The sequence below is a fragment of the Ruegeria sp. ABV3_008 genome (genome assembly GCF_056161185.1).
Map to the genome: position 1 here is coordinate 35,551 of NZ_JBSWYP010000004.1, position 23,365 is coordinate 58,915.

Annotated in this window: 19 protein-coding genes; 12 read left to right on the plus strand and 7 right to left on the minus strand. The window is 59.0% G+C overall.

Annotated elements, in window-relative coordinates:
• Window positions 1–6: 6 nt before the first annotated feature.
• The 4 genes from ACXAH8_RS08655 to pyrH form a co-directional block, all read right to left on the minus strand.
• Window positions 7–1,215: a class I SAM-dependent methyltransferase gene (locus tag ACXAH8_RS08655; RefSeq protein ID WP_475217642.1), complete on the minus strand. Its 1,209-nt coding sequence runs from the start codon at window positions 1,213–1,215 to the stop codon at window positions 7–9.
• 69 nt (window positions 1,216–1,284) lie between these two features.
• A complete protein-coding gene (locus ACXAH8_RS08660; protein WP_475217644.1) occupies window positions 1,285–2,709 on the minus strand; it encodes a cryptochrome/photolyase family protein in 1,425 nt (474 codons plus the stop codon).
• Between the two features lie 48 nt (window positions 2,710–2,757).
• Window positions 2,758–3,984, minus strand: a complete 1,227-nt coding sequence (locus ACXAH8_RS08665) for an aminotransferase class V-fold PLP-dependent enzyme (RefSeq protein ID WP_475217646.1) — start codon at window positions 3,982–3,984, stop codon at window positions 2,758–2,760.
• Window positions 3,985–4,032: 48 nt separating this feature from the next.
• The gene (gene pyrH / locus ACXAH8_RS08670; protein ID WP_170469717.1) at window positions 4,033–4,776 is read right to left on the minus strand and encodes a UMP kinase; all 744 of its coding nucleotides are present in this window, start codon (window positions 4,774–4,776) and stop codon (window positions 4,033–4,035) included.
• A gap of 85 nt (window positions 4,777–4,861) precedes the next feature.
• Between pyrH and miaA the strand changes: the two genes are divergently transcribed.
• From miaA to ACXAH8_RS08695, 5 genes are all read left to right on the plus strand, one after another.
• Window positions 4,862–5,755, plus strand: coding sequence for a tRNA (adenosine(37)-N6)-dimethylallyltransferase MiaA (miaA, locus tag ACXAH8_RS08675; RefSeq protein WP_475217649.1), 894 nt, complete (start codon window positions 4,862–4,864; stop codon window positions 5,753–5,755).
• Window positions 5,756–6,106: 351 nt separating this feature from the next.
• Entirely contained in the window at window positions 6,107–7,777 is a 1,671-nt protein-coding gene (locus tag ACXAH8_RS08680) for an ABC transporter substrate-binding protein (RefSeq protein WP_475217651.1), read from the plus strand.
• Between the two features lie 121 nt (window positions 7,778–7,898).
• A complete protein-coding gene (locus ACXAH8_RS08685; protein ID WP_170376750.1) occupies window positions 7,899–8,945 on the plus strand; it encodes an ABC transporter permease in 1,047 nt (348 codons plus the stop codon).
• A 14-nt stretch (window positions 8,946–8,959) separates the two neighbouring features.
• Entirely contained in the window at window positions 8,960–10,423 is a 1,464-nt protein-coding gene (locus ACXAH8_RS08690; RefSeq protein ID WP_475217654.1) for an ABC transporter permease, read from the plus strand.
• 92 nt (window positions 10,424–10,515) lie between these two features.
• Entirely contained in the window at window positions 10,516–12,603 is a 2,088-nt protein-coding gene (locus tag ACXAH8_RS08695) for a dipeptide ABC transporter ATP-binding protein (protein ID WP_209250628.1), read from the plus strand.
• A gap of 81 nt (window positions 12,604–12,684) precedes the next feature.
• On the opposite strand, the gene ACXAH8_RS08700 is transcribed toward ACXAH8_RS08695, so the two are convergent.
• Window positions 12,685–13,263, minus strand: coding sequence for a lytic transglycosylase domain-containing protein (locus ACXAH8_RS08700; protein WP_170718117.1), 579 nt, complete (start codon window positions 13,261–13,263; stop codon window positions 12,685–12,687).
• Between the two features lie 204 nt (window positions 13,264–13,467).
• Between ACXAH8_RS08700 and ssb the strand changes: the two genes are divergently transcribed.
• Window positions 13,468–13,971: a single-stranded DNA-binding protein gene (gene ssb / locus ACXAH8_RS08705; protein ID WP_475217657.1), complete on the plus strand. Its 504-nt coding sequence runs from the start codon at window positions 13,468–13,470 to the stop codon at window positions 13,969–13,971.
• Between the two features lie 18 nt (window positions 13,972–13,989).
• Window positions 13,990–15,060: a site-2 protease family protein gene (locus ACXAH8_RS08710; protein ID WP_475217659.1), complete on the plus strand. Its 1,071-nt coding sequence runs from the start codon at window positions 13,990–13,992 to the stop codon at window positions 15,058–15,060.
• A gap of 8 nt (window positions 15,061–15,068) precedes the next feature.
• On the opposite strand, the gene aroB is transcribed toward ACXAH8_RS08710, so the two are convergent.
• Both aroB and ACXAH8_RS08720 read right to left on the minus strand, forming a co-directional pair.
• Entirely contained in the window at window positions 15,069–16,181 is a 1,113-nt protein-coding gene (gene aroB / locus ACXAH8_RS08715; RefSeq protein ID WP_475217661.1) for a 3-dehydroquinate synthase, read from the minus strand.
• Window positions 16,182–16,769, minus strand: a complete 588-nt coding sequence (locus ACXAH8_RS08720) for a shikimate kinase (RefSeq protein WP_475217663.1) — start codon at window positions 16,767–16,769, stop codon at window positions 16,182–16,184.
• Between the two features lie 79 nt (window positions 16,770–16,848).
• Here ACXAH8_RS08720 and ACXAH8_RS08725 point away from each other — a divergent pair, with 79 nt between their 5' ends.
• The 5 genes from ACXAH8_RS08725 (at window position 16,849) to ACXAH8_RS08745 (ending at window position 23,345) form a co-directional block, all read left to right on the plus strand.
• Complete coding sequence (locus ACXAH8_RS08725; RefSeq protein ID WP_475217665.1) at window positions 16,849–16,998, plus strand: hypothetical protein; 150 nt, start codon at window positions 16,849–16,851, stop codon at window positions 16,996–16,998.
• Complete coding sequence (locus tag ACXAH8_RS08730) at window positions 16,988–18,511, plus strand: hypothetical protein (protein WP_475217667.1); 1,524 nt, start codon at window positions 16,988–16,990, stop codon at window positions 18,509–18,511. Before ACXAH8_RS08725 ends, ACXAH8_RS08730 begins: the two co-directional genes overlap by 11 nt.
• Window positions 18,511–19,464 carry a tyrosine recombinase gene (locus ACXAH8_RS08735; RefSeq protein WP_475217668.1) on the plus strand — a complete coding sequence of 318 codons (954 nt, stop codon included), beginning with the start codon at window positions 18,511–18,513 and terminating at the stop codon, window positions 19,462–19,464. The genes ACXAH8_RS08730 and ACXAH8_RS08735 overlap by 1 nt, the downstream gene beginning before the upstream one ends.
• Window positions 19,465–19,527: 63 nt before the next feature.
• On the plus strand, window positions 19,528–20,835 hold the full coding sequence (locus ACXAH8_RS08740; protein ID WP_170376728.1) for an HlyC/CorC family transporter: 1,308 nt from the start codon (window positions 19,528–19,530) through the stop codon (window positions 20,833–20,835).
• Between the two features lie 92 nt (window positions 20,836–20,927).
• Entirely contained in the window at window positions 20,928–23,345 is a 2,418-nt protein-coding gene (locus tag ACXAH8_RS08745; RefSeq protein WP_475217670.1) for a GcvT family protein, read from the plus strand.
• Window positions 23,346–23,365 lie beyond the last annotated feature (20 nt).

Below are 23,365 nucleotides of genomic sequence, written 5' to 3' on the forward strand. Positions count from 1 at the left end.
CGTTCGTTAACTGGGCTTTGCTATGGTGATCTGTGTCACATCGCAATTGCCCGTGTCAAAGGCTGCGCCGCAGGCCGTCAAATAATAATTCCACATGCGGCGGAAACGCTCATCAAATCCCATCTCCGAGATCTGGTCCCACTTGTCGTTGAACGTATCGAACCAACGCCGCAAGGTCAGGTCATAGCTCTTGCCGAACTCCTTCGAACGCACGACATTCAGCCCCGCCTGATCAATCTGCTGTCGCAAGATCGTAGGCGATGGCAGCATTCCCCCCGGAAAGATGTATTTCTGAATGAAATCAACGCCGTTCTTGTAGTAATCCCAGCGATGATCTCCCACGGTGATGATCTGCAACGTGGCTTGCGCCCCCGGCTTCAACCGATCCCGCACAGTATCGAAATAGACCGGCCAGTATTTCTGACCCACGGCCTCAAACATCTCGATCGAGGCGATGCCGTCATATTGCCCTTGTTCGTCGCGATAGTCTTGCAACTTCAGATCAACTAAATCCGATATGCCTGCTTTCTCAATGCGTTCCTGCGCGAACTTCAACTGTTCTTGGCTGATCGTAAGACCCGTTACACGCAGGCCACGCTCTTTCGCGGCATATTCGGCGAAGCCGCCCCAGCCACAGCCGATCTCAAGCACATGGTCGCCGGGTTTGACGCCCATCTCATCGACCATGCTAGCGTATTTGGCAGTCTGCGCCTTCTCGAGGCTTTCCTGCCCTGTCTCGAAAATTGCGCTGGAGTAAGTCATCGTATCGTCAAGCCAGAGCGCGTAAAAATCGTTCCCCAGATCGTAGTGATACGAGATATTCTTCTTGGCCTGTCTACGATTGTTCCGATGCAGCCAAAACCGCAGACGCTCATAGGCCTGCACGAGAAACTTGCCTGTGAAGCCATCGTAGGCCGTCTCACTGCCCATATGGACCAAATCCATGAAGGCGCGCAGATCAGGCGTGCTCCAATGCCCTTCCAGATATGCGTCGGAGAAGCCAAGCTCACCTTCCCGGATCAGGCGGGCAAACACGTCGGGATCGTGAATTTCGACCTCGGCAACCGGGCCTGGCTTTGTGCCCTCAACACGGAAGGTCCGGCCGTCGGACAAAGTAATGTCCAAGCGCCCGGCTTCCATTTTGCTCAGCATCTTGAACACCTGCGCGAAATATCTGGGCAGACCTTTCTGGCCTTCGGTCGTTGTCAAGATCATCCGCTCTCCCCTCTGCGGTGGTTGATGCAGGCTAGGACGCAATTGTGTTTGTGGCAAGTTTTCAGTTCCTTACTGGTTTTTTCGGCTTTCATACGCGGCCAGCGCGCGGGTGCGCCCTGTTGGCAAATCGACCACCGGTGGCGGGTAATCTGCCTTCGGGTTCAAACCCCAAGAACGGGGTGTGGCTTCAAAGTAGGACAAAGCCGTCTCAGACGGGTTTGGCGTGCCCTCGGCAATCCACTGTTTTAAGTAGGCACCCTTGGGGTCGAATTTTTCCTGCTGTGTAACGGGATTGAAAATGCGGAAGAATGGAGACGCATCCGGTCCGGACCCCGCGACCCATTGCCAGCCCATCGCATTGCAGGCCGGGTCCCAATCGATCAGGCAATCCTCGAACCACTCCATCCCAATTTTCCAATGGATCATCAGATGCTTGGTCAGGTAACTTGCAACAATCATCCGGGCACGATTGTGCATCCGCCCAGTCACATACATTTGCCGCAGACCCGCATCCACAACCGGAATGCCGGTTCTGGCTTGCAGCCAAGCTTGCACCTCGGGCGCATCTCGGGCCTCGTTCCACGGAAAAGCGTCCCATTCCGGCTTCCAGTTGCCCGACACCAGCTGAGGCGTGTGGTACATTAGATGATAGGCGAACTCGCGCCAGACAAGCTGTCGCAGAAATGAACCGGTGCCTTGGGTCCCTTCGAAAGCCGCACGTTGTACGCGATGCCAGGCGGTACGCGGGCCGATTTCACCCAATGAGAGGTACTCGGACAGGTTCGAGGTACCGTCCAAATCCAGCCTGTCACGGTCAGCGCCGTAATTCGCGATCCGGTTCAGGAACCCCTCAAGATGATCATGCGCCGCTTGTTCGCCGGGTTGCACATAATGTCTGACGACCGCCGCCCCTCGGTTCATCGCCGCGCCAAGGTGCCAGGTCGCCAGATCGTCAGAGGCAGGCCAGTGCGCGGGGGCGGTCAACTGGGTCGGCGCGGCCTCGGGCGGAGGGACCTCACGCCCCTGCACTGCGCGCCACATCGGGGTGAAGACGCGAAACGGCTGACCGGCCTTGGTTGCAACCGTCCAGGGTTCGAACAGAAGATGACCGGCAAAGGATTTTGCCTCGATCCCCTGCTCTTTCAGCGCCGTTTTGATCTTTGTATCCCGCGCAATCGAGACCGGATCGTAAGCGCGCGACCAGTACACATCCGTCGCGCCGGTTTCAGAGATCAGCCGCTGCAACTGTGCCAACGCATCGCCCCGTCGCAGGATCAGACGGCTGCCAATATCGTTCAGCGCGCGACCAAAGACCTCAAGCCCCAGCCCAAGCCGCCATTTCGGGGCCGCGCCAAGGGTGTGCACCAGATCATCACACAGGAACACCGGCACCACAGGACGCCCCGTCGCCAGTGACGCAGCAAGCGCCGGATGATCGCTTAGCCGAAGGTCACGCCTGAACCACAAAATAATCGGAGGTTGCCCGCCTTCCATATTCGCCCCGCCGTTTTCTTTCCACTACGGAGCGTATCGAAAACTGGATCACAAAACCCGGTCAAGTGCATTCAATAACTGATCAATTTCCCGTTGGGAGGTGTAGTGCGTAAAGCTGACCCGCAAAACGCCTTGATCCGGATCGACCCCCATCGCCTGCAAGGCGCGTACAGCATAGAAGTCACCACCGCCGGCCATCACGCCATGCTCCGCCAGTTCAGCCGCTACAGCTTCGGCCGGTCGCCTCAAAGCCAAGGCGACGGTGGGCGCGCGTCGAGTGGCATCAGACGGGCCAAGCAGTCGCACCGCGTTTCGGTTTTTGACAGCATCAAGCACCGGTTGCAGCAGCGACACCTCGTGATTGCGCATCAGGTCGTGGGCGAAAGCGCCTTGCGCCGCGGCAACCTCAGTTGGGCCGCCATGGTGGGTGCTGAGCAGCGAGATGTAATCCGCCATTCCCGCGCTGGCAGCGATTTGCGCATGGTCCGGGCCTGCCGGCGTGAACCGTTTGTACAGAGTATCGCCGTTGAAATAATGCGCCTGATTGGGCAGCAACTCACCCAATGCGCGCCGAATGATCGTGCAGCCCTGATGCGGGCCGTAGGTTTTATAAGCCGAAAACAGATAGATATCCGGCCCCAGATCGCCCACATTCGGAAAACCGTGCGGCGCGTAGGACACGCCATCCACGCACACGAAAGCGCCTGCAGCATGGGCAATGGCGGTGATCTCGGTTACCGGGTTGATCTCACCCACCACGTTCGAGCAATGCGGGAAGCAGACCAACCGAACTTTTTCATCCAGCAGGTTTTCCAGATCCTGCGGGTTCAGAGATCCCGTTTCGGGATCAATCTTCCACTCGCGCACTTCGATCCCGGCCTCGACAAGGCGTCTCCACGGGCCGGAATTGGCTTCGTGATCTTGATTGGTGACAATAGTTGCTTCGCCGGGGTTCATCCACTGACGGAAGGCCTGCGCCAGAACGTAGGTGTTCTGGGTGGTCGAGGGACCAAAACTCAGTTCGTCAGTCTCAACCCCCAGAATCGCGGCCATCCGGGCGCGGGCTTCATCCATCTCGGCACCTGCGAGACGGCTGGCCTCATAGGGCGCGTAAGGCTGAACTTTGCGTTGAGTGTAGAACCGCGTCAGCCGGTCGATCACTTGCTGGCAGGTGTAGGAGCCACCTGCATTCTCGAAAAAGGCCTGTCCCTGAAGGCTGGGTTCGGCAAAGGCGGGGAACTGAGCCCGAACGAAATCAATATCCAACGTAGTCATGGCCAGGCCTATCGATGAGTGGAGAACGGTATTAGCTGAGCGCGCGCCTCAGCCTTCAACCTTGGTATAGGTCCCCTCACCGGCCAGAATGCCCCGAAAGCCGCCCGGCTCATCCAGACCGAACACGATCAGCGGCAGGTTGTTGTCACGCGCCAGTGCGATGGCCGAGGCATCCATGACCCGTAGCCGTTTAGCCAATACGTCGTCGTAGGAAACCGTGTCATAGCGCTTTGCATCGGCATGTTCTTTTGGGTCTTTATCATACACCCCATCCACGCCGTTTTTGCCCATGAAGATCGCCTGGCAAGCCATCTCATTCGCACGCAGGGTCGCGGCCGTATCTGTAGTGAAATACGGGTTGCCCGTCCCAGCAGCAAAGATACAAACCCGTTTCTTTTCAAGGTGGCGCACGGCGCGGCGGCGGATATACGGCTCGCAGACCTCATCCATACGGATGGCCGAGATCACGCGGGTAAATACCCCGATCTCTTCCAACGCCGACTGCATCCCGAGCGCGTTCATCACGGTCGCCAGCATCCCCATATAGTCGGCCGTGGTCCGCTCCATCCCCTGGGCCGAGCCGCTGAGGCCGCGAAAGATATTGCCGCCCCCGATCACCATGCAGATCTCGACGCCCAGATCATGGACCGATTTCACCTCCTGCGCGATGCGCTGGACGGTGGGCGGATGCAGGCCGAATCCCTGATCACCCATCAGCGCCTCGCCGGAAATCTTCAGCATCACGCGATCATACTTGGGTTTTTGGGTGTTGGGGGACGAGGTCAGGCTCATATTGCGCTCCGGGCTAGCACGGGTTTATTTTCCGGCGCAAAATGAAGCAAAACGACCGCAGGTTCAATGCGGATACTGAGGGACCATGACCAATCACCCCACCGCATCGATTTGGGACCGGCTCCCCGAGATACCGGATGACAAGCCGGTTCTGATCGCTGGCCCGACAGCCTCGGGCAAGTCCGAGCTGGCGCTGCGCATTGCCGAAAGGTTCGGAGGGGTGATCGTCAACGCCGATGCAAGTCAGGTTTACGACTGCTGGCAGGTGATCTCGGCGCGCCCCTCGCCGGACGAGGAAGCGCGCGCGCCGCATCGCCTCTATGGTCACGTCGCGTTTGATCAGGAGTATTCCACTGGCCACTGGCTGCGTGAGGTCACACCACTGCTGACGGGCAGCCAGCGCCCGATCATTGTCGGCGGCACCGGGCTGTATTTCACCGCTTTGACGGAAGGAATGGCCGAGATACCGCCAACACCCCCGCATGTACGTCAGGATGCCGATCAGATTGATCTGGCCCAGCTGATGGCGGGTGTGGATTCCGAAACCCTGGCCCGGCTGGACACCAACAACCGCGCCCGCGTTCAGCGCGCGTGGGAGGTTCAGCAGGCAACCGGTCGCAGCCTTGCATCCTGGCAGGACGACACTCCGCCGCCTGTGCTGGCCCTGCAGGAAACAGTGCCCATTGTTTTTGACGTCGACAAGTCATGGCTGCTGGACCGCATCACCCGTCGGTTCGATCACATGTTAGAGAGCGGCGCTTTGGACGAGGTTGTGGCCATGCGCGACCGCTATGATCCGTTGCTACCCGCCTGCAAGGCCATAGGGGTGCCGGAACTCATGGCCTATCTGGATGGCTCAATGACATTGGAGCAAGCACGCGAACGGGCCACGATCTCGACCCGTCAGTTTGCCAAACGCCAGCGCACATGGTTCCGGGCGCGCATGAAGGCGTGGAATCACCTTGATTTATCAAACTGATACGAAACGCGGTTGATTCTCGTTATCCAATCTGGCCGCCCGTCGAAATGAACCAATATTTCCAGTACTTACGGCGCTTGGCTTCCATGAGTTGGCGTCGCGCCCCGCGTCGAGAATAGGTAAGAAACACTGGGCAAGTGACGCGCAACAACCGCCCAGACATGTCGTTTTTTTGCTCTTCATGCCGCATTCGAACATTGACGTCCTTCGGATTCTGTTGCCGAATACCGACATGGGGAATTTCAACGTTCAAAAAACCGAACCCTTCGACCTTCGCCTTGGCCTGAAAAACGCCGGCTAGGTTCGTTCATTCCATGCAAAAAAACAAATATGTCACAGGGAGAGACATTCATGACTAACCATACAACAAAGGGAACGTCGGTGCACTGGGCCGCAGAGATGCACGCCCAGGAATACCGCGACGGCAATCTGAGCCGCCGTGAGTTTATGGCCCGCGTCACCGCACTGGGCGTTGCCGCTCCGGTCGCCTACGGCATGATCGGTCTGCAATCACCAGGAGCGGCAGCTGAGCCGCAGCAAGGCGGCACTATCCGTTATCAGATGGAAGTCCGCGCCCTCAAAGACCCACGCACCTATGACTGGACGCAGATTGCGACCTTCACTGCGGGCTGGCTGGAGTATCTTGTCGAGTACAACAACGACGGTACGTTCAAGCCCATGTTGCTGGAAAGCTGGGAAGCCAATGACGACGCCACTGAATACACGCTGAACGTCCGCAAGGGCGTCAAGTGGAATAACGGTGACGACTTCACCGCCGAAGACGTGGCTCGCAACATCGAAGGCTGGTGCGATGCGTCGCTGGAAGGCAACTCGATGGCCTCGCGCATGGCGTCGCTGGTCGATGAGAGCACCCAGAAAGCCGCTGATGGCGCCATTACCGTGGTCGATTCGCACACCGTCAAACTGAAATGCAACGCGCCGGACATCACCATCATCCCCGGCATGGCGGACTATCCGGGTGCTATCGTCCATAGCAGCTTTGACGCAAATGACATGCTGTCGAACCCGGTGGGCACAGGCTTCATGATCCCCGAAAGCCACGAGGTCGGCGTGAAGGGCGTTCTGGTCCGCAACGAGGGCTTCGACTGGTGGGGCTATGAAGCTGGCAAAGGCGGTTATATCGATCGGATCGAATTCATCGATTACGGCACCGACCCTGCCGCCTTCCTGGCCGCTTATGAGGCCGAAGAGATCGACATGAACTGGGAGTCGGTCGGTGAGTTCGTCGACATCTTCGACGGCATCGGTCTTGTTCGCTCGGAAATCCCGTCGGGCTTTACCATCGTCATCCGCCCGAACCAGCTGGCTGAAGATGCGGACGGCAACAAAATCTACGGCGACAAGCGAGTCCGTCAGGCCCTCGCAATGGCCGTGGACAACGAGGTTTGTCTTGAACTCGGCATGTCCGGTTACGGCATCCCTGCCGAGAACTGCCATGTGGGCCCGATGCACCCCGAGTTTGACTCGGCTGTGACCCGCATACCTTACGATCCGGCCGGCGCGAAAGCGCTGATGGACGAAGCAGGTATGGGTGATTTCGAGCACGAAGTGCAGTCCATCGACGATGACTGGCGCCGGAATACCACTGCGGCGGTTGTCGCTCAGCTGAACGACGCGGGCATCAAGGCCAAGCACACGGTTCTACCGGGCTCGACCTTCTGGAATGACTGGACCAAGTACCCGTATTCCTCGACCAACTGGAACCACCGCCCGCTGGGCACTCAGGTTCTGGCGCTGGCTTACAAGTCCGGTGTTGCGTGGAACGAATCCGGCTTTGCCAACGAAGAGTTCGACAAGCTGCTGGCCGAGGCAAACTCGCTCGCTGATGTCGACATGCGCCGCGAGGTAATGGCGAAACTGCAGGCGATCATGATCGATGAAGGTGTTGTCATTCAGCCTTATTGGCGGACTGCAATGCGCCACCATCGCGACAACATGGTCGGTGTCGAAAAGCACATCGCGGACCTGCCGCAGCTTTACAAGTTCGGCCTGACCTCCTGACCCAAAACACACAAGGGCCGCGCCACACTGGCGCGGCCCTTCGTCCTCAATACGGCGACCATAAGAATAGCAACGCGTGAGGCGAAATGCCGTCCACGCCAGCCGACCAACAGGGGCTAACATGGGACTTTTCATTTTAAGGCGTGTGGGGATTATGCTGCTGACAGCATTGTGCCTGACATTCCTGGTTTTTTTCCTCACCAATCTCTACCCGAACCTGGAAAAGCTAGCGAAAACGCAGGGCAATTTCCGGATGTCAGATGAGCAGGTCGAGAGCTTTTTAGAAAAAGGCGGATACCTTCAGTCGACGCCCATAAAATACGGTGAATGGCTGGGCGTTCTGCCCTCATACCGGCACACGAATGAGGACGGCACAGTTCAGGGCCGATGTATTCTACCGGGCAAAACCGCCGAAGAGTCTCCTAATTTCTGCGGAATCCTTCAGGGCTACTGGGGGTATTCGACAGTCTTCAAAGAAGAAGTCGGAACCGTCGTCGGCACCCGGCTCGCTTTGACCGGCAGGCTGATGTTCTGGGTGATGCTGCTGATGGTCCCCTCGGCCCTGATCCTTGGCATTCTGGCTGGGATGAAAGAAGGGTCGGCTACGGACCGGACGCTGTCGACCTTTGCCATCACCACCACCGCGACGCCGGAATACGTCTCGGGTGTGATCTTCATCGCGATCTTCACGTCATCCGCTGTGGGCCTGAAATGGTTCAAGGGCACGGCGACGCAAGCGATGGAGAACCCGACGTTTGAGAACTTCTTCTTACCGGTGCTGACAATTGCGCTTTATGGGATGGGCTATATCGCCCGCATGACCCGCGCCTCAATGACCGAGGTAATGACCGCGCAATATATCCGCACCGCACGCCTGAAGGGTGTCTCGTTCCCGAACATCGTCATGAAACACGCGCTGCGAAACGCTCTAATCGCGCCGTTCACCGTCATCATGTTGCAGTTCCCATGGCTGCTGAATGGTGTGGTGATTGTCGAGACCCTGTTCAACTACAAGGGCTTTGGCTGGGCGCTAGTGCAGGCGGCGGGGAACAATGACATCCAACTGTTGTTGGCGATCTCGGTCGTGTCGGTCTTTGTGGTGCTGGTGACGCAGCTGATCTCAGATATCGGCTACGTCTACCTCAACCCGCGCATTCGCATTTCTTAAGGGAGGGTCAGATCATGGAACCACTTACCTGGACCGGCTCTATCGCCTTCCTCAACCCGCTACTCGCGCTGGCACTGGGGGTCATGGCCCTGTCCATCGTCGTCTGGATGCTGGCCAGCATTGTGCTGCCCGAAGATCAGATGACAGTGAACCCGGACGGTACGTTAACCTCAAGCTCGGGCCTGCGGAACATGATACAGGCCGCGCTGCGCTATAGCTTCATGGCCAGCGTGGTGATCGCGGTCGCCTATGTCGTGTTGGGCATACTAATGGGCACCAGCGCCGGGATCATTGGTGCGATCTCGCAGCAATTCCTGCCCGTCTGGCTGTCACTGATCATACTGTATGCGATGTCAATCGCGTTCAAACGCAAGCTGGGTCTTTACGGCAAGCTGTTCGACAGCCCTATTGGCATGATCGGCTTTGGCCTTGTGATGTTCTGGGTTTTCACCGGCATCTTTGGGGCGCTTGATCTGATCGTGACCCATGACCCGCTTGCACAGATCTCTGGTATGAAGAACAAGGTGCCCGGCACGCCGTTGCCTAACCTGGAGGATGGCCAATACGCCTGGTACCTTCTGGGCGGAGATAACCTGGCCCGTGACGTATTCAGTCGCATGGTCAAGGGCGCATGGATCGTGGTGCAAATTGCGCCGCTGGCCACGATGTTTGCCTTTATGGTTGGGATCACACTGGGCCTGCCTGCCGGGTACTACGGTGGTCGCCTGGATACGCTGTTGTCGTTCCTGGCAAACCTGATCCTCGCCTTCCCTGTGATCCTGCTGTTCTACCTGTTGGTGACACCCGAGATCGTGGCCACCGGTGTGCCGAACTATATGGCAGCCATCCTGTTTGTCTTCCCGATCATCTTCCTAGGCGTCCTGCTGAATTCGCGCTATTACACGCGTCCGAATTTCCGAACACCTCTGCTGATCGGGGTTCTGGGCGTGGCGCTGTGGTTCTACCTGTCGCTGATTTCGACCGGTGGATACATTATCAACACCGACAGCTACCGCATCTGGGGTCTGCCGACCTATCTGGATTTGTTCGACATTCCGGGCGGTATTCTGGTCGTGTTCGTTTCGGTGGTCTTTGTGAACTCTCCCACGGTGTTCCGCATCGTGCGCGGGTTGGCGCTGGATATCAAAACCCGCGACTACGTCGCTGCGGCACAGACGCGTGGTGAGGGTCCGTGGTACATCATGCTGTGGGAAATCCTCCCCAACGCACGTGGTCCGCTGATCGTCGATTTCTGTCTGCGGATTGGCTATACAACCATCCTTCTGGGGACTTTGGGTTTCTTCGGGTTGGGCTTGCCGCCCGAAAGCCCGGATTGGGGCTCGACGATCAACGAAGGGCGCAAGCTGCTTTCGATCTACCTGCATCCTGCCCTTCCGCCTGCTTTGGCCCTGCTGTCATTGGTTCTTGGTCTGAACCTGCTGGCAGACGGTCTGCGCGAAGAAAGTCTGAAGGACTGATGTGATCAAGGCCGGGGGCTCTGCCCCCGGACCCCCGAGGTATTTTTAGCCAGATGAAGGGGATCCCCCGGACTCTCGCGAGGAGTAACAAGATGAACAAACTGGCGGACTATGACGGGCCTATTCTTGAGATCGACAAGCTTTCGATTTCGTTTTTCACCCGGCTGAGGGAAATTCCCGCCGTGATGGATTTCTCGGTCAGTGTGCAGCCGGGTGAGGCTGTCGGGCTGGTGGGTGAATCCGGCTGCGGCAAGTCTACGGTGGCGCTGGGTGTCATGCAGGATCTGGGCAAGAACGGGCGCATCGTTGGCGGCTCGATCAAGTTCAAGGGGCGCGATCTGGGTGAGATGACCACCGAGGAACTGCGCGACATTCGTGGCAATGAAATCGCAATGATCTATCAGGAGCCGATGGCCTCCCTGAACCCGGCGATGAAGATCGGCAAGCAGTTGATGGAAGTGCCGATGATCCATGAGGGCGTCGGTCAGGAAGAGGCTTATGCGCGTGCATTGGAGGTCGTCACGGATGTACGCCTGCCAGACCCTGAGCGGATGCTGAACTCCTTCCCGCACCAGTTGTCGGGCGGTCAGCAGCAGCGGATCGTCATTGCGATGGCGTTGATGTCGAAACCCGCCCTGTTGATTTTGGACGAACCCACCACGGCTCTGGACGTGACCGTTGAGGCCGCCGTGGTCGAACTGGTCAAGGATCTGGGTAAGAAATACGGCACCTCAATGCTGTTCATCTCGCACAATCTTGGGTTGGTTCTGGAGACCTGCGACCGACTGTGCGTGATGTATTCTGGCGAAGCGGTCGAGCGTGGCTCGATCAAGGATGTGTTCGACGAGATGCAGCACCCCTATACGCAGGCGCTATTCCGGTCGATCCCCCTGCCCGGTGCCGACAAGAACGCGCGCCCGCTGGTGGCTATTCCGGGGAATTTCCCTCTGCCGCATGAACGTCCGCCGGGGTGTAATTTCGGCCCGCGCTGCGACTATTTCGAAGAAGGTCGCTGCGACGCTCAGAACATCCTCATGGAAGCGGTGCCGGGCAATGATCGGCACCATACGCGCTGCCTGAAGTTCCAGGAGATCGACTGGAACGCGCCGATCACAGTCGGTGAGCAAAAGGAAAAGGGCGAGATCGGACGGACTGTCCTGAAGATGGACAACCTCAAGAAATACTATGAGGTGGCAGCAAACGCCCTGTTCGGAGGCGGTACGACCAAAGTGGTCAAAGCCAACGAAACCCTGAGTTTTGAGGCGCACGAATCCGAGACCCTAGCCATCGTGGGCGAATCCGGTTGCGGTAAATCCACTTTCGCCAAGGTTCTGATGGGTCTGGAAACGGCGACCGACGGGCAAATCCTGTTGGACAACCGCAATATCGAGGCCGTTCCGATCGAGGAACGCGACGCCAAGACAGTGGGTGAAGTTCAGATGGTGTTCCAGAACCCGTTTGACACTCTGAACCCTTCAATGACCGTCGGACGTCAGATCATCCGGGCGCTCGAAATATTTGGGGTCGGCAATTCCGAGGCCGAGCGCAAAAAGCGCATGCTGGAACTGCTGGATTTGGTGAAACTGCCACGCGCCTTCGCGGACCGGATGCCGCGACAGCTCTCCGGTGGCCAGAAGCAGCGTGTCGGTATCGCGCGCGCCTTCGCGGGTGATGCACGGATCGTGGTGGCGGATGAGCCGGTCTCGGCCTTGGATGTTTCGGTGCAGGCGGCCGTGACCGATCTGCTGATGGAGATCCAGCGCGAACACAAGACAACCTTGCTGTTCATCAGCCATGACCTGTCGATCGTGCGCTATCTCAGCGACCGTGTGATGGTGATGTATCTCGGCCACGTGGTCGAGCTGGGCACAACCGATCAGGTCTTTTCGCCTCCGTATCATCCCTACACCGAAGCACTGCTGAGCGCGGTTCCGATTGCCGATACCTCGATCGAAAAACAGCATATCGTGCTGGAGGGCGATATTCCGTCGGCTATGAACCCACCGCCTGGTTGCCCGTTCCAGACGCGTTGCCGTTGGAAATCCGAGGTGCCGGACGGGCGTTGTGAATCTGATGTTCCGCCTGTGAAAACTCTGGCCGATGGTCATCAGGTCAAATGCCATCTGGCCGAAGATGTTCTGGCCCGAATGGAACCTGTGATCAAAATCGCCGCTGAATAGGCGCTTGTGCGAACTTGAAAGGCCGGTCCCTGACCGGCCTTTTTCGTTGAATACTACGGTCAAATTGCGCTGTTCTGCGCCTTAGCCGCCCCAGATCACCTTCACGTAATTCTGGGTTTCTGCATAAGGCGGAATGCCGCCGTGTTTCTCAACGGCCTTAGGGCCCGCATTATATGCTGCAAGCGCCAAGGGCCACGATTTGAACTTGCGGTATTGCCATGACAGATACCGCGCGCCGCCTTCTAGATTCTGCTTGGGGTCATGTGGGTTGACGCCCAACAGCTGAGCCGTCTGCGGCATCAACTGCGCCAAACCAAGGGCCCCTTTGTGAGATTTCGCTGTGGGGTTCCAGCCGCTTTCCTGCTGCACCAGACGCAAAAACAGCTCCTCTGGGATGTTGTGCTGGCGGGCGGCTTGTCGGGCAAGCTTCAGGTATTCTCCACGATACTTTCCTGTATATCGTTTGTCGAAACGCTCCTGCGCCACCTTCGGTTTCAACCGCTCGGACCCGCGATATTGCGTAGCCGCGCGCGAGTCCAACACTTTGGATTGCTTCAGGAATAGGTCTTTTCTGTTCTTGGTAGAAAGTGTCTCGGCCTGCACCGGGACCGAGGTCAGCAGCAGAAACACACCGACAAAACCTAAAACCAAAGACCGCATGAATGCCTATCCTGCCCGATCCAAAAACAAGCGGAGTATATGATCCTGCCGGCCGAATTAAAAGCGTGCAGAACAGGGCAGCCAGATTCTTGTCTGACACTGTGTCATCAACTGTGTTTCAACCCTGATGCAGGCCGTATAGGGTCTCTGGCATATTCAGCGCCAGATTCGGCGCATTCAAGTGAGAACAAAGCGGGGAACTACATGGCGGGTTCAGTTAACAAGGTCATTCTGATCGGCAATCTTGGTGCCGACCCTGAGGTGCGGTCGTTCCAGAATGGCGGGAAAGTGTGCAACCTGCGCGTTGCAACATCCGAGACGTGGAAAGATCGCAACACCGGTGAACGCCGGGACCGCACGCAATGGCATCAGGTCGCCATCTTTTCTGAACCGCTGGTTCGGGTGGCAGAACAATACCTGCGCAAAGGCAGCAAGGTTTACATCGAAGGCCAGCTTGAAACCCGCAAGTGGCAGGATCAGTCGGGCCAGGATCGATACACAACCGAAGTTGCCCTGCGTCCCTATCGCAGCGAACTGACGATGCTGGACAGCCGCGGCGAAGGCAGTGGCGGCGGCTATGGTGGCGGTCAGTCGGGCGGCTATAGCGGTGGTCAGGTCGGTGGCGGCTATGGCGATCCTTATGGCGCACCGTCCAGCTCTCCTGCCCCTGCATCCGGCGGAATCGACGACGACGAGATTCCGTTCTAAACGAAACGGAGACACAACATGGCATGGTCCTTCGCTCTCGGCCGACTTCTCGGGTCCGAACTGAGGGTCCATGTCACCTTTTTCCTGTTGTTGGCCTGGGTCGGATTCGCGGCCTATTCCAGCGGAGGTTGGCCGGCCGCGATCGAAAACCTGATCTTCGTGTTGGCCCTGTTTGCCTGCGTCGTGGCGCATGAGTTTGGCCACGCCCTGATGGCGCGCCGCTTTGGCATCAAAACCCCTGACATCACCCTGTTGCCCATCGGCGGTCTGGCCCGGTTGGAGCGTATGCCAGAAAAACCGATGCAAGAGGTCTGGGTGGCCCTCGCCGGTCCGGCTGTGAATGTCGCGATCTGGTTGGTTCTGATGGGGTTTGGCGCCGGGATACCCTTTGAGACGATCAGCCAGATAGAATCCGCAAATGTCGGGATGCTGGACCGTCTCGCCTACATCAATCTTCTGCTTGCCGCGTTCAACATGATACCTGCCTTCCCAATGGATGGAGGTCGCGTTTTCCGGGCGCTCCTCTGCCTTCGTCTGGACCGCGTCACAGCCACGCGCGTCGCAGCGCTAAGCGGTCAGATGCTTGCCGTTGGGCTCGGGTTTTACGGGCTCAGCTCAGGTAATCCGATCCTCGTCGTGATTGCGGTTTTTGTGTTCTTCGCGGCCAATGCGGAAAGTCAGGATGTGGCGCTGCGCTCGGCCACGCGGCATGTTTTGGCGCGTGATGCGATGATAACAGAATTCCACGCGCTGTCGCCTCAGGACACATTGAATACAGCCGCACAGGCCGTGATCCATACAACGCAACATGAGTTTCCGGTTCTGGACGACAAAGGCCACCTGCAGGGCTTCGTAACCCGAGATCACTTGTTCAAGGCGCTGGCGGGCGACCACCCACGCTCTGACCCCGCCGTTTCGATCATGGAGCGTAACATCCCGCAGGTCGGCTTGACCGCTGGATTGGCAAAGGTTCTGGACGGGTTGCACAAAGGCGCGCCGGCGGTCGCCGTGATCAATCGCACCGGGCTTATGATCGGCTATATCACCCGTGAAAACATCGGTGAGTTGATGGTTATCCGAGGGCGCTGACCGTCTCGTCAGACGGACGCCAACGCATCCTCTAGCACCGACAGGACTGCCTCACGCGGGACATCCGAGGTGACAAAGGCCTGACCGATCCCTCGCGCCAAAATGAAACGCAACTGACCGTCGATCACCTTTTTGTCCTGCGCCATCAGGTCCACCAGGGCCTCGGCCCCGGGAAGATCACCTGGAATATCAGCCAGATCGGTTTTCATCCCCATAGCCTTCAGATGCGCCCGCACTCGGCTTGGGTCTTCCTGCGAACACAGGCCCAGTCGTGCCGACAATTCAAAGGCCAGCGCGCAGCCGATGGCAACGCCTTCGCCATGCAGCAGCCGGTCGGAATACCCCGTCGCGGCCTCCAACGCGTGGCAGAACGTGTGCCCGAGATTCAGAAGCGCGCGATCGCCCTGCTCGGTCTCGTCGCGTGCGACAATGTCAGCTTTCATCTGAACCGAGCGTGTCACGGCACGCACCCGCGCGGCCATATCGCCTGAGGAGACATCGGTGCCATTCCCTTCAAGCCATTCGAAGAAATCAGCGTCGCCCAGCAGGCCGTATTTGACCACCTCTCCATAGCCAGACAGGAAATCACGCTGGGTCATCGTGCCCAGAACCGAGGTGTCAGCCAACACCAAGGAGGGTTGATGAAACGCTCCGATCAGGTTCTTGCCCTGCGGCGCGTTGATCCCGGTTTTACCTCCGACCGAACTGTCGACCTGCGCCAGCAACGAGGTCGGGATTTGAACGAAACGCACGCCACGGCGCAGCACAGCGGCAGCGAAACCTGCGAGGTCCCCGATCACTCCTCCACCAAGGGCGATGACGATGTCCCGCCGTTCGACCTTTTCGGCCAGAAGCCATTCAACCGCGCGTTCAAAATGCGGCCAGCTTTTGGTCGCCTCACCTGCGGGCAAAGCCAGTGAGGACATCTCAATCCCCGAAGCCGCCAAACCGTCGCGCAGGGCCTCCAGATGAAGGGCGGCGACGTTTTCATCGGTCAGAACGGCAACTTTCGGACGGTGCAGTAAAGGCGCGATCCACGCGCCGGATTGCGCCAGCAGGTCCGGGCCAATCTCGACATCATACGAGCGTTCGCCCAATTCCACATGTACGGTTTGATGCATCTAATTTCGTTCCAAAACATCAGGTCGCGCCAACAGGGCGTCGACCACGCGGTCCACCATATTGTCGATCGAGGTCTCCCCATCCGAGGCCACCGTCAGATCGGCCTCGGCATAGACCGGGACACGCGCCTCGTACAGCGCCTTCAACGTCGCATAGGGATCGTCCGTCCTCAGCAACGGTCGGGTATCCTTGTGACGTACCCGGTTCCACAACACGTCAAGATCCGCCCGCAACCAGACCGAGGCACCCCGTTCGGTGATCATGTCGCGGTTGCCCTCGGACAGAAACGCGCCGCCACCCGTCGAAAGAATACTTTTCTGCTCATCCAGCAAGCGACCGATAACCTGGGTTTCCTTGGCGCGGAAAAACGGCTCTCCGTCGCGCTGGAAAATCTCGGGGATGGTCATATTGGCGGCTGATTCGATCTCGGCGTCGCTATCGAGGAAAGGAACACCCAGCCGCGCCGCTAGTGCGCGGCCCACAGCGGTCTTTCCGGCCCCCATCATGCCCACAAGAACAACGGTTTTGTGCAGATCAAACCCGCCCTGTGTGCCTGCCGCGTGTGTGTTATGCTTAATTTCGCTCATTTAACCGTGAATGACGTGATCTTAAGAAAAATGCCAGTTATAACTTGGTCAAAACCAAAAATTGAGGCAGCGTGGCGCCATGGGCCGTCTGATCAAGTTCCTGATATATATTGTTTGCCTGGCCTTCATCGGGCTGGTGGCCTACGCCTATGTGGGTCCTTATTTCGGTGCCAATTTCTCGGCCCCGCAAAGCGAAATCCGTGAACCGGTCACGTTGGATGTCGATTAAGCACGTGTTGGTTGCGCTGTCTCTGGCCGGAGCAGCGCAGGCGCAGCAGCCGCTGACTGCGATTGATTGGCTGAACGACCCGCCCGAGAACCTGCCGGGAACTGTGCTGCTGGAACCTCCGGTCGCGCAGAACGGAGGCCAGCCCGAGGTTGAGGTCACGCCTCTGGACGCGCTGTCGCAGCCGATTGGTTTGGTATCGTCGAGTGTAACCGGGCTACCCGTCGACCTCTGGCATGGCAGTGACCCCGAGCGGATTTCTGAACTGATCGCCCGCATCCCGGTCAAGCACAACCCCGCGATGCAGCGGTTGCTATTCACCCTTCTGCTGTCCGAGGCCCGCGCGCCCGGCGGTACGTCTGGGGAAGAGACGCTTTTGCTGGCGCGTCTGGACCGGCTGATGCAGCTGGGTGCGGCGGACCCGGCGCAGTCGCTGGTGCAACTCGCCGGTCCTACGGACACGCAGGCCCGGTTCGAGCGATGGTTTGACGCGACGCTTCTGACCGGAGACGAAGATCGCAGCTGCACGGCGCTGATTGCCCAGCCCAACCTATCCAAGGACTATGCGGCCCAGATCTTCTGCAAGGCCCGCCGGGGAGATTGGCCCTCTGCCGCTTTGACGCTTGAGGCCGCCCACGCGCTAGAGCTGTTGCCGCCCGAGGAACTGGACCTCCTCGACCGTTTCCTCAACCCCGACATTTTTGAGGACGCGCCTTACCTGCCCCAACCCGAGGACCCCGATCCGCTGAGCTTCAGGTTGTTTGAGGCCATTGGGGAGCGTTTGCCCTCAGCCCCTCTGCCGCGGGCCTTCGCCAATGCCGACCTGCGCGATGTGGCAGGCTGGAAGGCGCAGATCGAAGCCGCTGAACGCCTGACCCGCATTGGCGCGCTGACCCCGAACCAGTTGCTTGGTCTTTACACCGAACGTTCTCCGGCAGCTTCGGGTGCCGTTTGGGATCGGGTGGCCGCTGTGCAGCAGTTCGAGACCGCCCTTGAAACCGGCAATGTCGAGGCGATCAGCAAGACCCTCCCCCTTGTCTGGAAACAGATGCGCAGCGTCGGGCTTGAAGTGCCCTTTGCCGATCTCTTCGCCGAACGCCTCTATGGGGTCGAATTGCAGGGGGCCGAAATGGAAGCCCTGCGCTGGCGTATCCTGATGCTCTCGGACTTCTATGAACGCGCCGCGATGCAAGCGCCGGACACAGCGGTTGAGACGCAGTTCCTGGCAGCTTTGGCGCAGGGTGATCCGGGCCGCGCTGTTTCGCCGTCGCCCTTGGCTGATGCGGTCGCGCAAGGGTTCGCCTGGGCCGCGCCGGTGCCGTCGGACATCGAGGCCCTGCTGGACAATGGCCAACTCGGTGAGGCGATTTTGGAAGCAATGCAGCTGTTTGCCCACGGTGCCCGCGGCAATCTGGTGGACATGACCGCCGCCATCGCCGCCTTCCGCCGTGTCGGGCTGGAGGAAACCGCCCGCCGCGCTGCACTGAACTTGCTGATCCTGAACGAGCGCGGATGATGAGCGGCCCGGCATCAGATGAGCTGTGGATTTCGACCTTTCTGCAGGCGCAGGCCGCCGAATTGGGCGCGGCCACTAACACTCTCCTGGCCTATGGTCGCGACCTGAAGGATTTCGCCACGTGGCTAGAGCATCGAAAAACCAGTTTCGAGCAAGCGGATCGGGATCGGATCGAGGCCTATCTGATTGACTGCGATGCGCAGGGCCTGTCCCGCGCGACCCGCGCCCGGCGGTTGTCGGCGATCAAACAACTCTACCGGTTTGCGTTCGAAGAAGGCTGGCGCGAGGCCAACCCGGCCATTCAGATCAAAGGCCCGGGGCGCAAGAAGCAACTGCCCAAAACGCTGGACGTCCCCGAGGTCGACCGTCTGCTCGAGGCCGCTCGCCAGACTGGGCGCAGCCCGGCCGACCGTATCCGCAACACCTGCCTGATGGAGCTTCTCTACGCGACCGGTATGCGGGTGACGGAACTTGTCTCCCTGCCCGTCTCATCCGCGCGCGGCGATCCCCGCATGTTGCTGGTACTGGGTAAGGGCGGCAAGGAACGAATGGTCCCCTTGTCTCCTCCGGCCCGCGATGCGCTGGCCGTTTGGCTTGAGGAACGAGACAAGGCCGAGGATAAGACTGTTGAAAAAAGCGGCACCCGCTCAAAGTTCCTGTTCCCGTCGCGTGGCAAATCCGGGCACCTGACCCGGCACAGGTTCTTTCTTCTGGTCAAAGAACTGGCGGTTCAGAGCGGTGTCTCGCCCGAAAAGGTCACACCGCATACGTTGCGCCATGCCTTCGCCACCCATCTGTTGGCAAACGGGGCCGACCTGCGCTCAATCCAGACCCTACTGGGTCACGCAGACATCGCGACGACCGAGATCTACACCCATGTGCTGGATGAACGGCTGTCAGAACTGGTGCTGGAACATCACCCGCTGGCGAAAGACAAGGGTAGCAAGGGCTAACCCCTTGATTGCAAGGGTCCGCATCCCCATAACGGGTGCAGAAACACGAACAACCAAGGACCGATGGAACCCACATCCTCTCTGATCGACGGCGCATTCTGGTTTACCACTGGCGCTATCCTGCTTTTGCTTGTCCTTTCGGGCTTTTTCTCAGGCTCAGAAACAGCGCTGACCGCATCGTCCCGAGGGAAACTGAGGGCACAGGCCGACAAAGGCTCTCGCGGGGCGCAAAAGGCGCTCGATATCACCGATGATAATGAGAGGCTGATCGGCTCAGTCCTGCTGGGCAACAACCTTGTCAACATCCTTGCAGCCTCGTTGGCAACGGCCCTGTTCACCCGACTGTTCGGTGAAAGCGGCGTGGCACTTGCGACGCTGGTCATGACCCTGCTGGTTCTGATCTTTGCCGAGGTCCTGCCCAAGACCTATGCCATCACCAATTCGGAAAAAGCCGCCTCTGCCGTGGCGCCGATCATCAGCGTCGTCGTCACCGTGTTCTCGCCCATCGTGGCTGCGGTACGCCTGTTGGTGCGCGGCGTCTTGCGCATTTTCGGTGTCCAGATCGACCCCGATAGCAATATCCTCGCTGTGCGCGAGGAAATCGCAGGCGCGCTGCAGCTGGGCCATTCGGAAGGCGTGGTCGAGAAAGAAGACCGTGACCGCATTCTAGGCGCATTGGATCTGGGGGATCGCGCTGTTGAGGAGATCATGCTCCACCGCTCGAACATCGAGATGATCGACGCCGATGCAGAGCCGGATGCCATTCTGGAACAATGCCTGCAAAGCCGCCACACTCGCCTGCCCGTCTTCCGTGACGAGCCCGAGAACATCATTGGTGTGGTACATGCCAAAGACCTGTTCCGCGCGATGTACGCGCAAGTCGGCGGATCCGAAAGCAACTCGGACCGTTTGGCAGGGTTCGACATCACCAAAGTCGCCAACGATCCCTATTTCGTGCCGGAAACCACCACTCTGGACGACCAGATGCGAGAGTTCCTGCGCATTCGCAGCCACTTTGCTCTAGTGGTCGACGAATACGGATCGCTGCGCGGCCTGATCACTCTCGAAGACATTCTGGAAGAAATCGTTGGTGAAATCGCCGACGAGTTCGACATCGAGGAAGAGGTTCCCGTCACCCGCACCGAGGACGGCCAGTTTCTGGTCGAAGGGGCCATGACCATCCGCGACGTCAACCGTGCCCTAGACTGGTCCCTGCCGGATGAAGAGGCGAACACCGTCGCTGGCCTTGTTATACATGAGGCGCAGATGATCCCTGTGGTCGGTCAGGTGTTTTCCTTCCACGGGTTCCGGTTCGAGGTTACCGCGCGCGAGGGCAACCGGGTGACGGAGCTGAAGATCAGACCTCTCTAAGCGCGGGACGACGTGCGCGACATTTTTTGTCGTTTTTACACTTGCACCCCCGGAGCCTCCGGTCAGACTTCCAGAAAATCTGGGAGTCTTTCATGAAACTGCAAACCCGCGTGGCAGTCATTGGGGGCGGCGTTGTTGGCTGCTCGGTTCTGTATCACCTGACCAAACTGGGGTGGTCCGATGTGATGCTGCTAGAACGGTCCGAGCTGACCTCAGGCTCGACCTGGCACGCGGCGGGTGGGTTTCACACGCTGAACGGCGACACCAACATGGCGGCGCTGCAGGGCTACACGATCCGCCTCTATAAGGAACTGGAAGAGATCACCGGCATGTCCTGCGGCTTGCACCATGTAGGCGGGGTGACGCTGGCCGACAACCAGGATCGGTTCGACATGCTGCTGGCCGAACGCGCCAAGCATCGGTTCATGGGGCTCGAAACCGAAATCGTCGGCCCGGATGAGATCAAGAAAATCGCGCCAATCACCAATACCGACGGCATTATCGGCGCGCTCTATGATCCGCTGGACGGGCACCTGGACCCATCGGGCACTACCCATGCCTATGCCAAGGCTGCGCGGATGGGTGGGGCCACGATCGAGACGCATTGTATGGTGCGCGAAACCAACCAACGCGCGGATGGCACCTGGGATGTGGTCACCGACAAGGGCACGATTCACGCCGAACATATCGTCAACGCGGGTGGTCTCTGGGCGCGTGAGGTCGGGGCGATGGCGGGTGTCTATTTCCCGCTACATCCGATGGAACATCAATATCTGGTCACCGACTCGATCCCTCAGATCGAGGCCATCATCGACGCGGGTGGAGAGCATCCGCATGTGATGGACCCTGCTGGTGAGAGCTATCTGCGGCAGGAAGGACGCGGGTTGTGCGTCGGGTTCTACGAACAACCCTGCAAGCCTTGGGCCGTCGACGGAACGCCATGGGAGTTCGGGCATGAACTGCTGCCCGACGACTATGACAAGATCACCGACAGTATCGAGTTCGCCTATCGCCGCTTCCCGGTTCTGGCCGAGGCCGGGGTGAAATCGGTGATCCACGGCCCGTTCACCTTTGCGCCCGATGGCAATCCTCTGGTCGGTCCGGTGCCCGGGATGCGCAACTATTGGTCTGCTTGCGGTGTCATGGCCGGGTTCAGCCAGGGCGGTGGCGTTGGTCTGACGCTTGCGCAGTGGATGATCGAAGGCGAACCGGAGCGCGATGTGTTCGCCATGGACGTGGCCCGGTTCGGCGACTGGATCAGCCCCGGCTACACCCGCCCGAAGGTCATCGAAAACTATCAGAAACGGTTCAGCGTGGCATACCCGAACGAGGAACTGCCCGCCGCGCGCCCCAATCGCACCACGCCGATGTATGACATTTTCAGCGATCTCGGCGCGGTCTGGGGTCAGCAATATGGGCTGGAGGTGCCGAACTACTTCGCACAAGGCGACGAGCCGGGTTATGAGACGCCCTCGTTCCGGCGCTCGGACGCGTTTGACGCAACCGGGCGCGAGGTCCGCGCTGTCCGCGAAGGCGTGGGGATCAACGAGGTCCACAATTTCGGCAAGTACCGCATCTCGGGCCCGAATGCCCGCGCGTGGCTGGATCGGATCATGGCGGGGCGCATCCCTCAACCGGGCCGAGTCTCCCTGACCCCGATGCTGTCCCCGAAAGGCAAATTGATCGGCGATTTTACCGTGTCTTGCTTGAGTGAGACTGACTTCCGCCTGACCGCCTCATACGGCAGCCAAGCTTACCACATGCGTTGGTTCCAGCAGAACGCAGGCGAGAACGTCTCAATCAGCAATATAAGCGACCAGCTGAATGGCTTCCAAATCGCGGGCCCTAAGGCGACCGATGTACTGGCCGCCTGCACGCGCGAGGATGTCTCGTCCCTCCGGTTCCTAGACGTGCGCCCGATGACGATCGGCATGACGGATTGCCTCGTACAGCGGGTCAGTTACACCGGCGATCTGGGCTATGAGTTCTATTGCGATCCGATGGCGCAACGACAGCTCTGGTGGACCTTGTGGGAGGCAGGACAGCCCCATGGGATGGTGCCTTTCGGAATGCGGGCCATGATGTCCCTGCGTCTGGACAAGTTCTTTGGCTCATGGATGCGTGAGTTCTCTCCTGACTACACAGCCGCAGAAACGGGGCTGGACCGGTTCATTTCATTCTCCAAAAACACCGACTTCATCGGCCGAGCAACGGCCGAGGCAGAGCGGTACAGCGGTACGGCTCGCAAACTGGTCGCCTTCAAGGTCGAGGCCGAAGATGCGGATGTGAACGCGTACGAGCCGATCTGGCTGGACGGAGAAGTAGTTGGCTTTTGCACCTCAGGCGGCTATTCCCACTATGCCCAAACCTCCGTCGCGATGGGGTTCCTTCCGACGGACCGTATCAAAGACGGGCTGGAGGTTCAGATCGAAATCCTCGGTCAGATGCGGACCGCGCGGGTGATCTCCACCCCACTGTTTGATCCTGAGGGCGACCGAATGAGGGGCTGACAACGCAGCAAGTGGACGGC

Coding starts and splice junctions, on each gene's coding strand:
- ACXAH8_RS08655 (WP_475217642.1), bottom strand. CDS start 1,215: ATGATCTTGACAACGACCGAAGGCCAGAAAGGTCTGCCCAGATATTTC.
- ACXAH8_RS08660 (WP_475217644.1), bottom strand. CDS start 2,709: ATGGAAGGCGGGCAACCTCCGATTATTTTGTGGTTCAGGCGTGACCTT.
- ACXAH8_RS08665 (WP_475217646.1), bottom strand. CDS start 3,984: ATGACTACGTTGGATATTGATTTCGTTCGGGCTCAGTTCCCCGCCTTT.
- pyrH (WP_170469717.1), bottom strand. CDS start 4,776: ATGAGCCTGACCTCGTCCCCCAACACCCAAAAACCCAAGTATGATCGC.
- miaA (WP_475217649.1), top strand. CDS start 4,862: ATGACCAATCACCCCACCGCATCGATTTGGGACCGGCTCCCCGAGATA.
- ACXAH8_RS08680 (WP_475217651.1), top strand. CDS start 6,107: ATGACTAACCATACAACAAAGGGAACGTCGGTGCACTGGGCCGCAGAG.
- ACXAH8_RS08685 (WP_170376750.1), top strand. CDS start 7,899: ATGGGACTTTTCATTTTAAGGCGTGTGGGGATTATGCTGCTGACAGCA.
- ACXAH8_RS08690 (WP_475217654.1), top strand. CDS start 8,960: ATGGAACCACTTACCTGGACCGGCTCTATCGCCTTCCTCAACCCGCTA.
- ACXAH8_RS08695 (WP_209250628.1), top strand. CDS start 10,516: ATGAACAAACTGGCGGACTATGACGGGCCTATTCTTGAGATCGACAAG.
- ACXAH8_RS08700 (WP_170718117.1), bottom strand. CDS start 13,263: ATGCGGTCTTTGGTTTTAGGTTTTGTCGGTGTGTTTCTGCTGCTGACC.
- ssb (WP_475217657.1), top strand. CDS start 13,468: ATGGCGGGTTCAGTTAACAAGGTCATTCTGATCGGCAATCTTGGTGCC.
- ACXAH8_RS08710 (WP_475217659.1), top strand. CDS start 13,990: ATGGCATGGTCCTTCGCTCTCGGCCGACTTCTCGGGTCCGAACTGAGG.
- aroB (WP_475217661.1), bottom strand. CDS start 16,181: ATGCATCAAACCGTACATGTGGAATTGGGCGAACGCTCGTATGATGTC.
- ACXAH8_RS08720 (WP_475217663.1), bottom strand. CDS start 16,769: ATGAGCGAAATTAAGCATAACACACACGCGGCAGGCACACAGGGCGGG.
- ACXAH8_RS08725 (WP_475217665.1), top strand. CDS start 16,849: ATGGGCCGTCTGATCAAGTTCCTGATATATATTGTTTGCCTGGCCTTC.
- ACXAH8_RS08730 (WP_475217667.1), top strand. CDS start 16,988: ATGTCGATTAAGCACGTGTTGGTTGCGCTGTCTCTGGCCGGAGCAGCG.
- ACXAH8_RS08735 (WP_475217668.1), top strand. CDS start 18,511: ATGAGCGGCCCGGCATCAGATGAGCTGTGGATTTCGACCTTTCTGCAG.
- ACXAH8_RS08740 (WP_170376728.1), top strand. CDS start 19,528: ATGGAACCCACATCCTCTCTGATCGACGGCGCATTCTGGTTTACCACT.
- ACXAH8_RS08745 (WP_475217670.1), top strand. CDS start 20,928: ATGAAACTGCAAACCCGCGTGGCAGTCATTGGGGGCGGCGTTGTTGGC.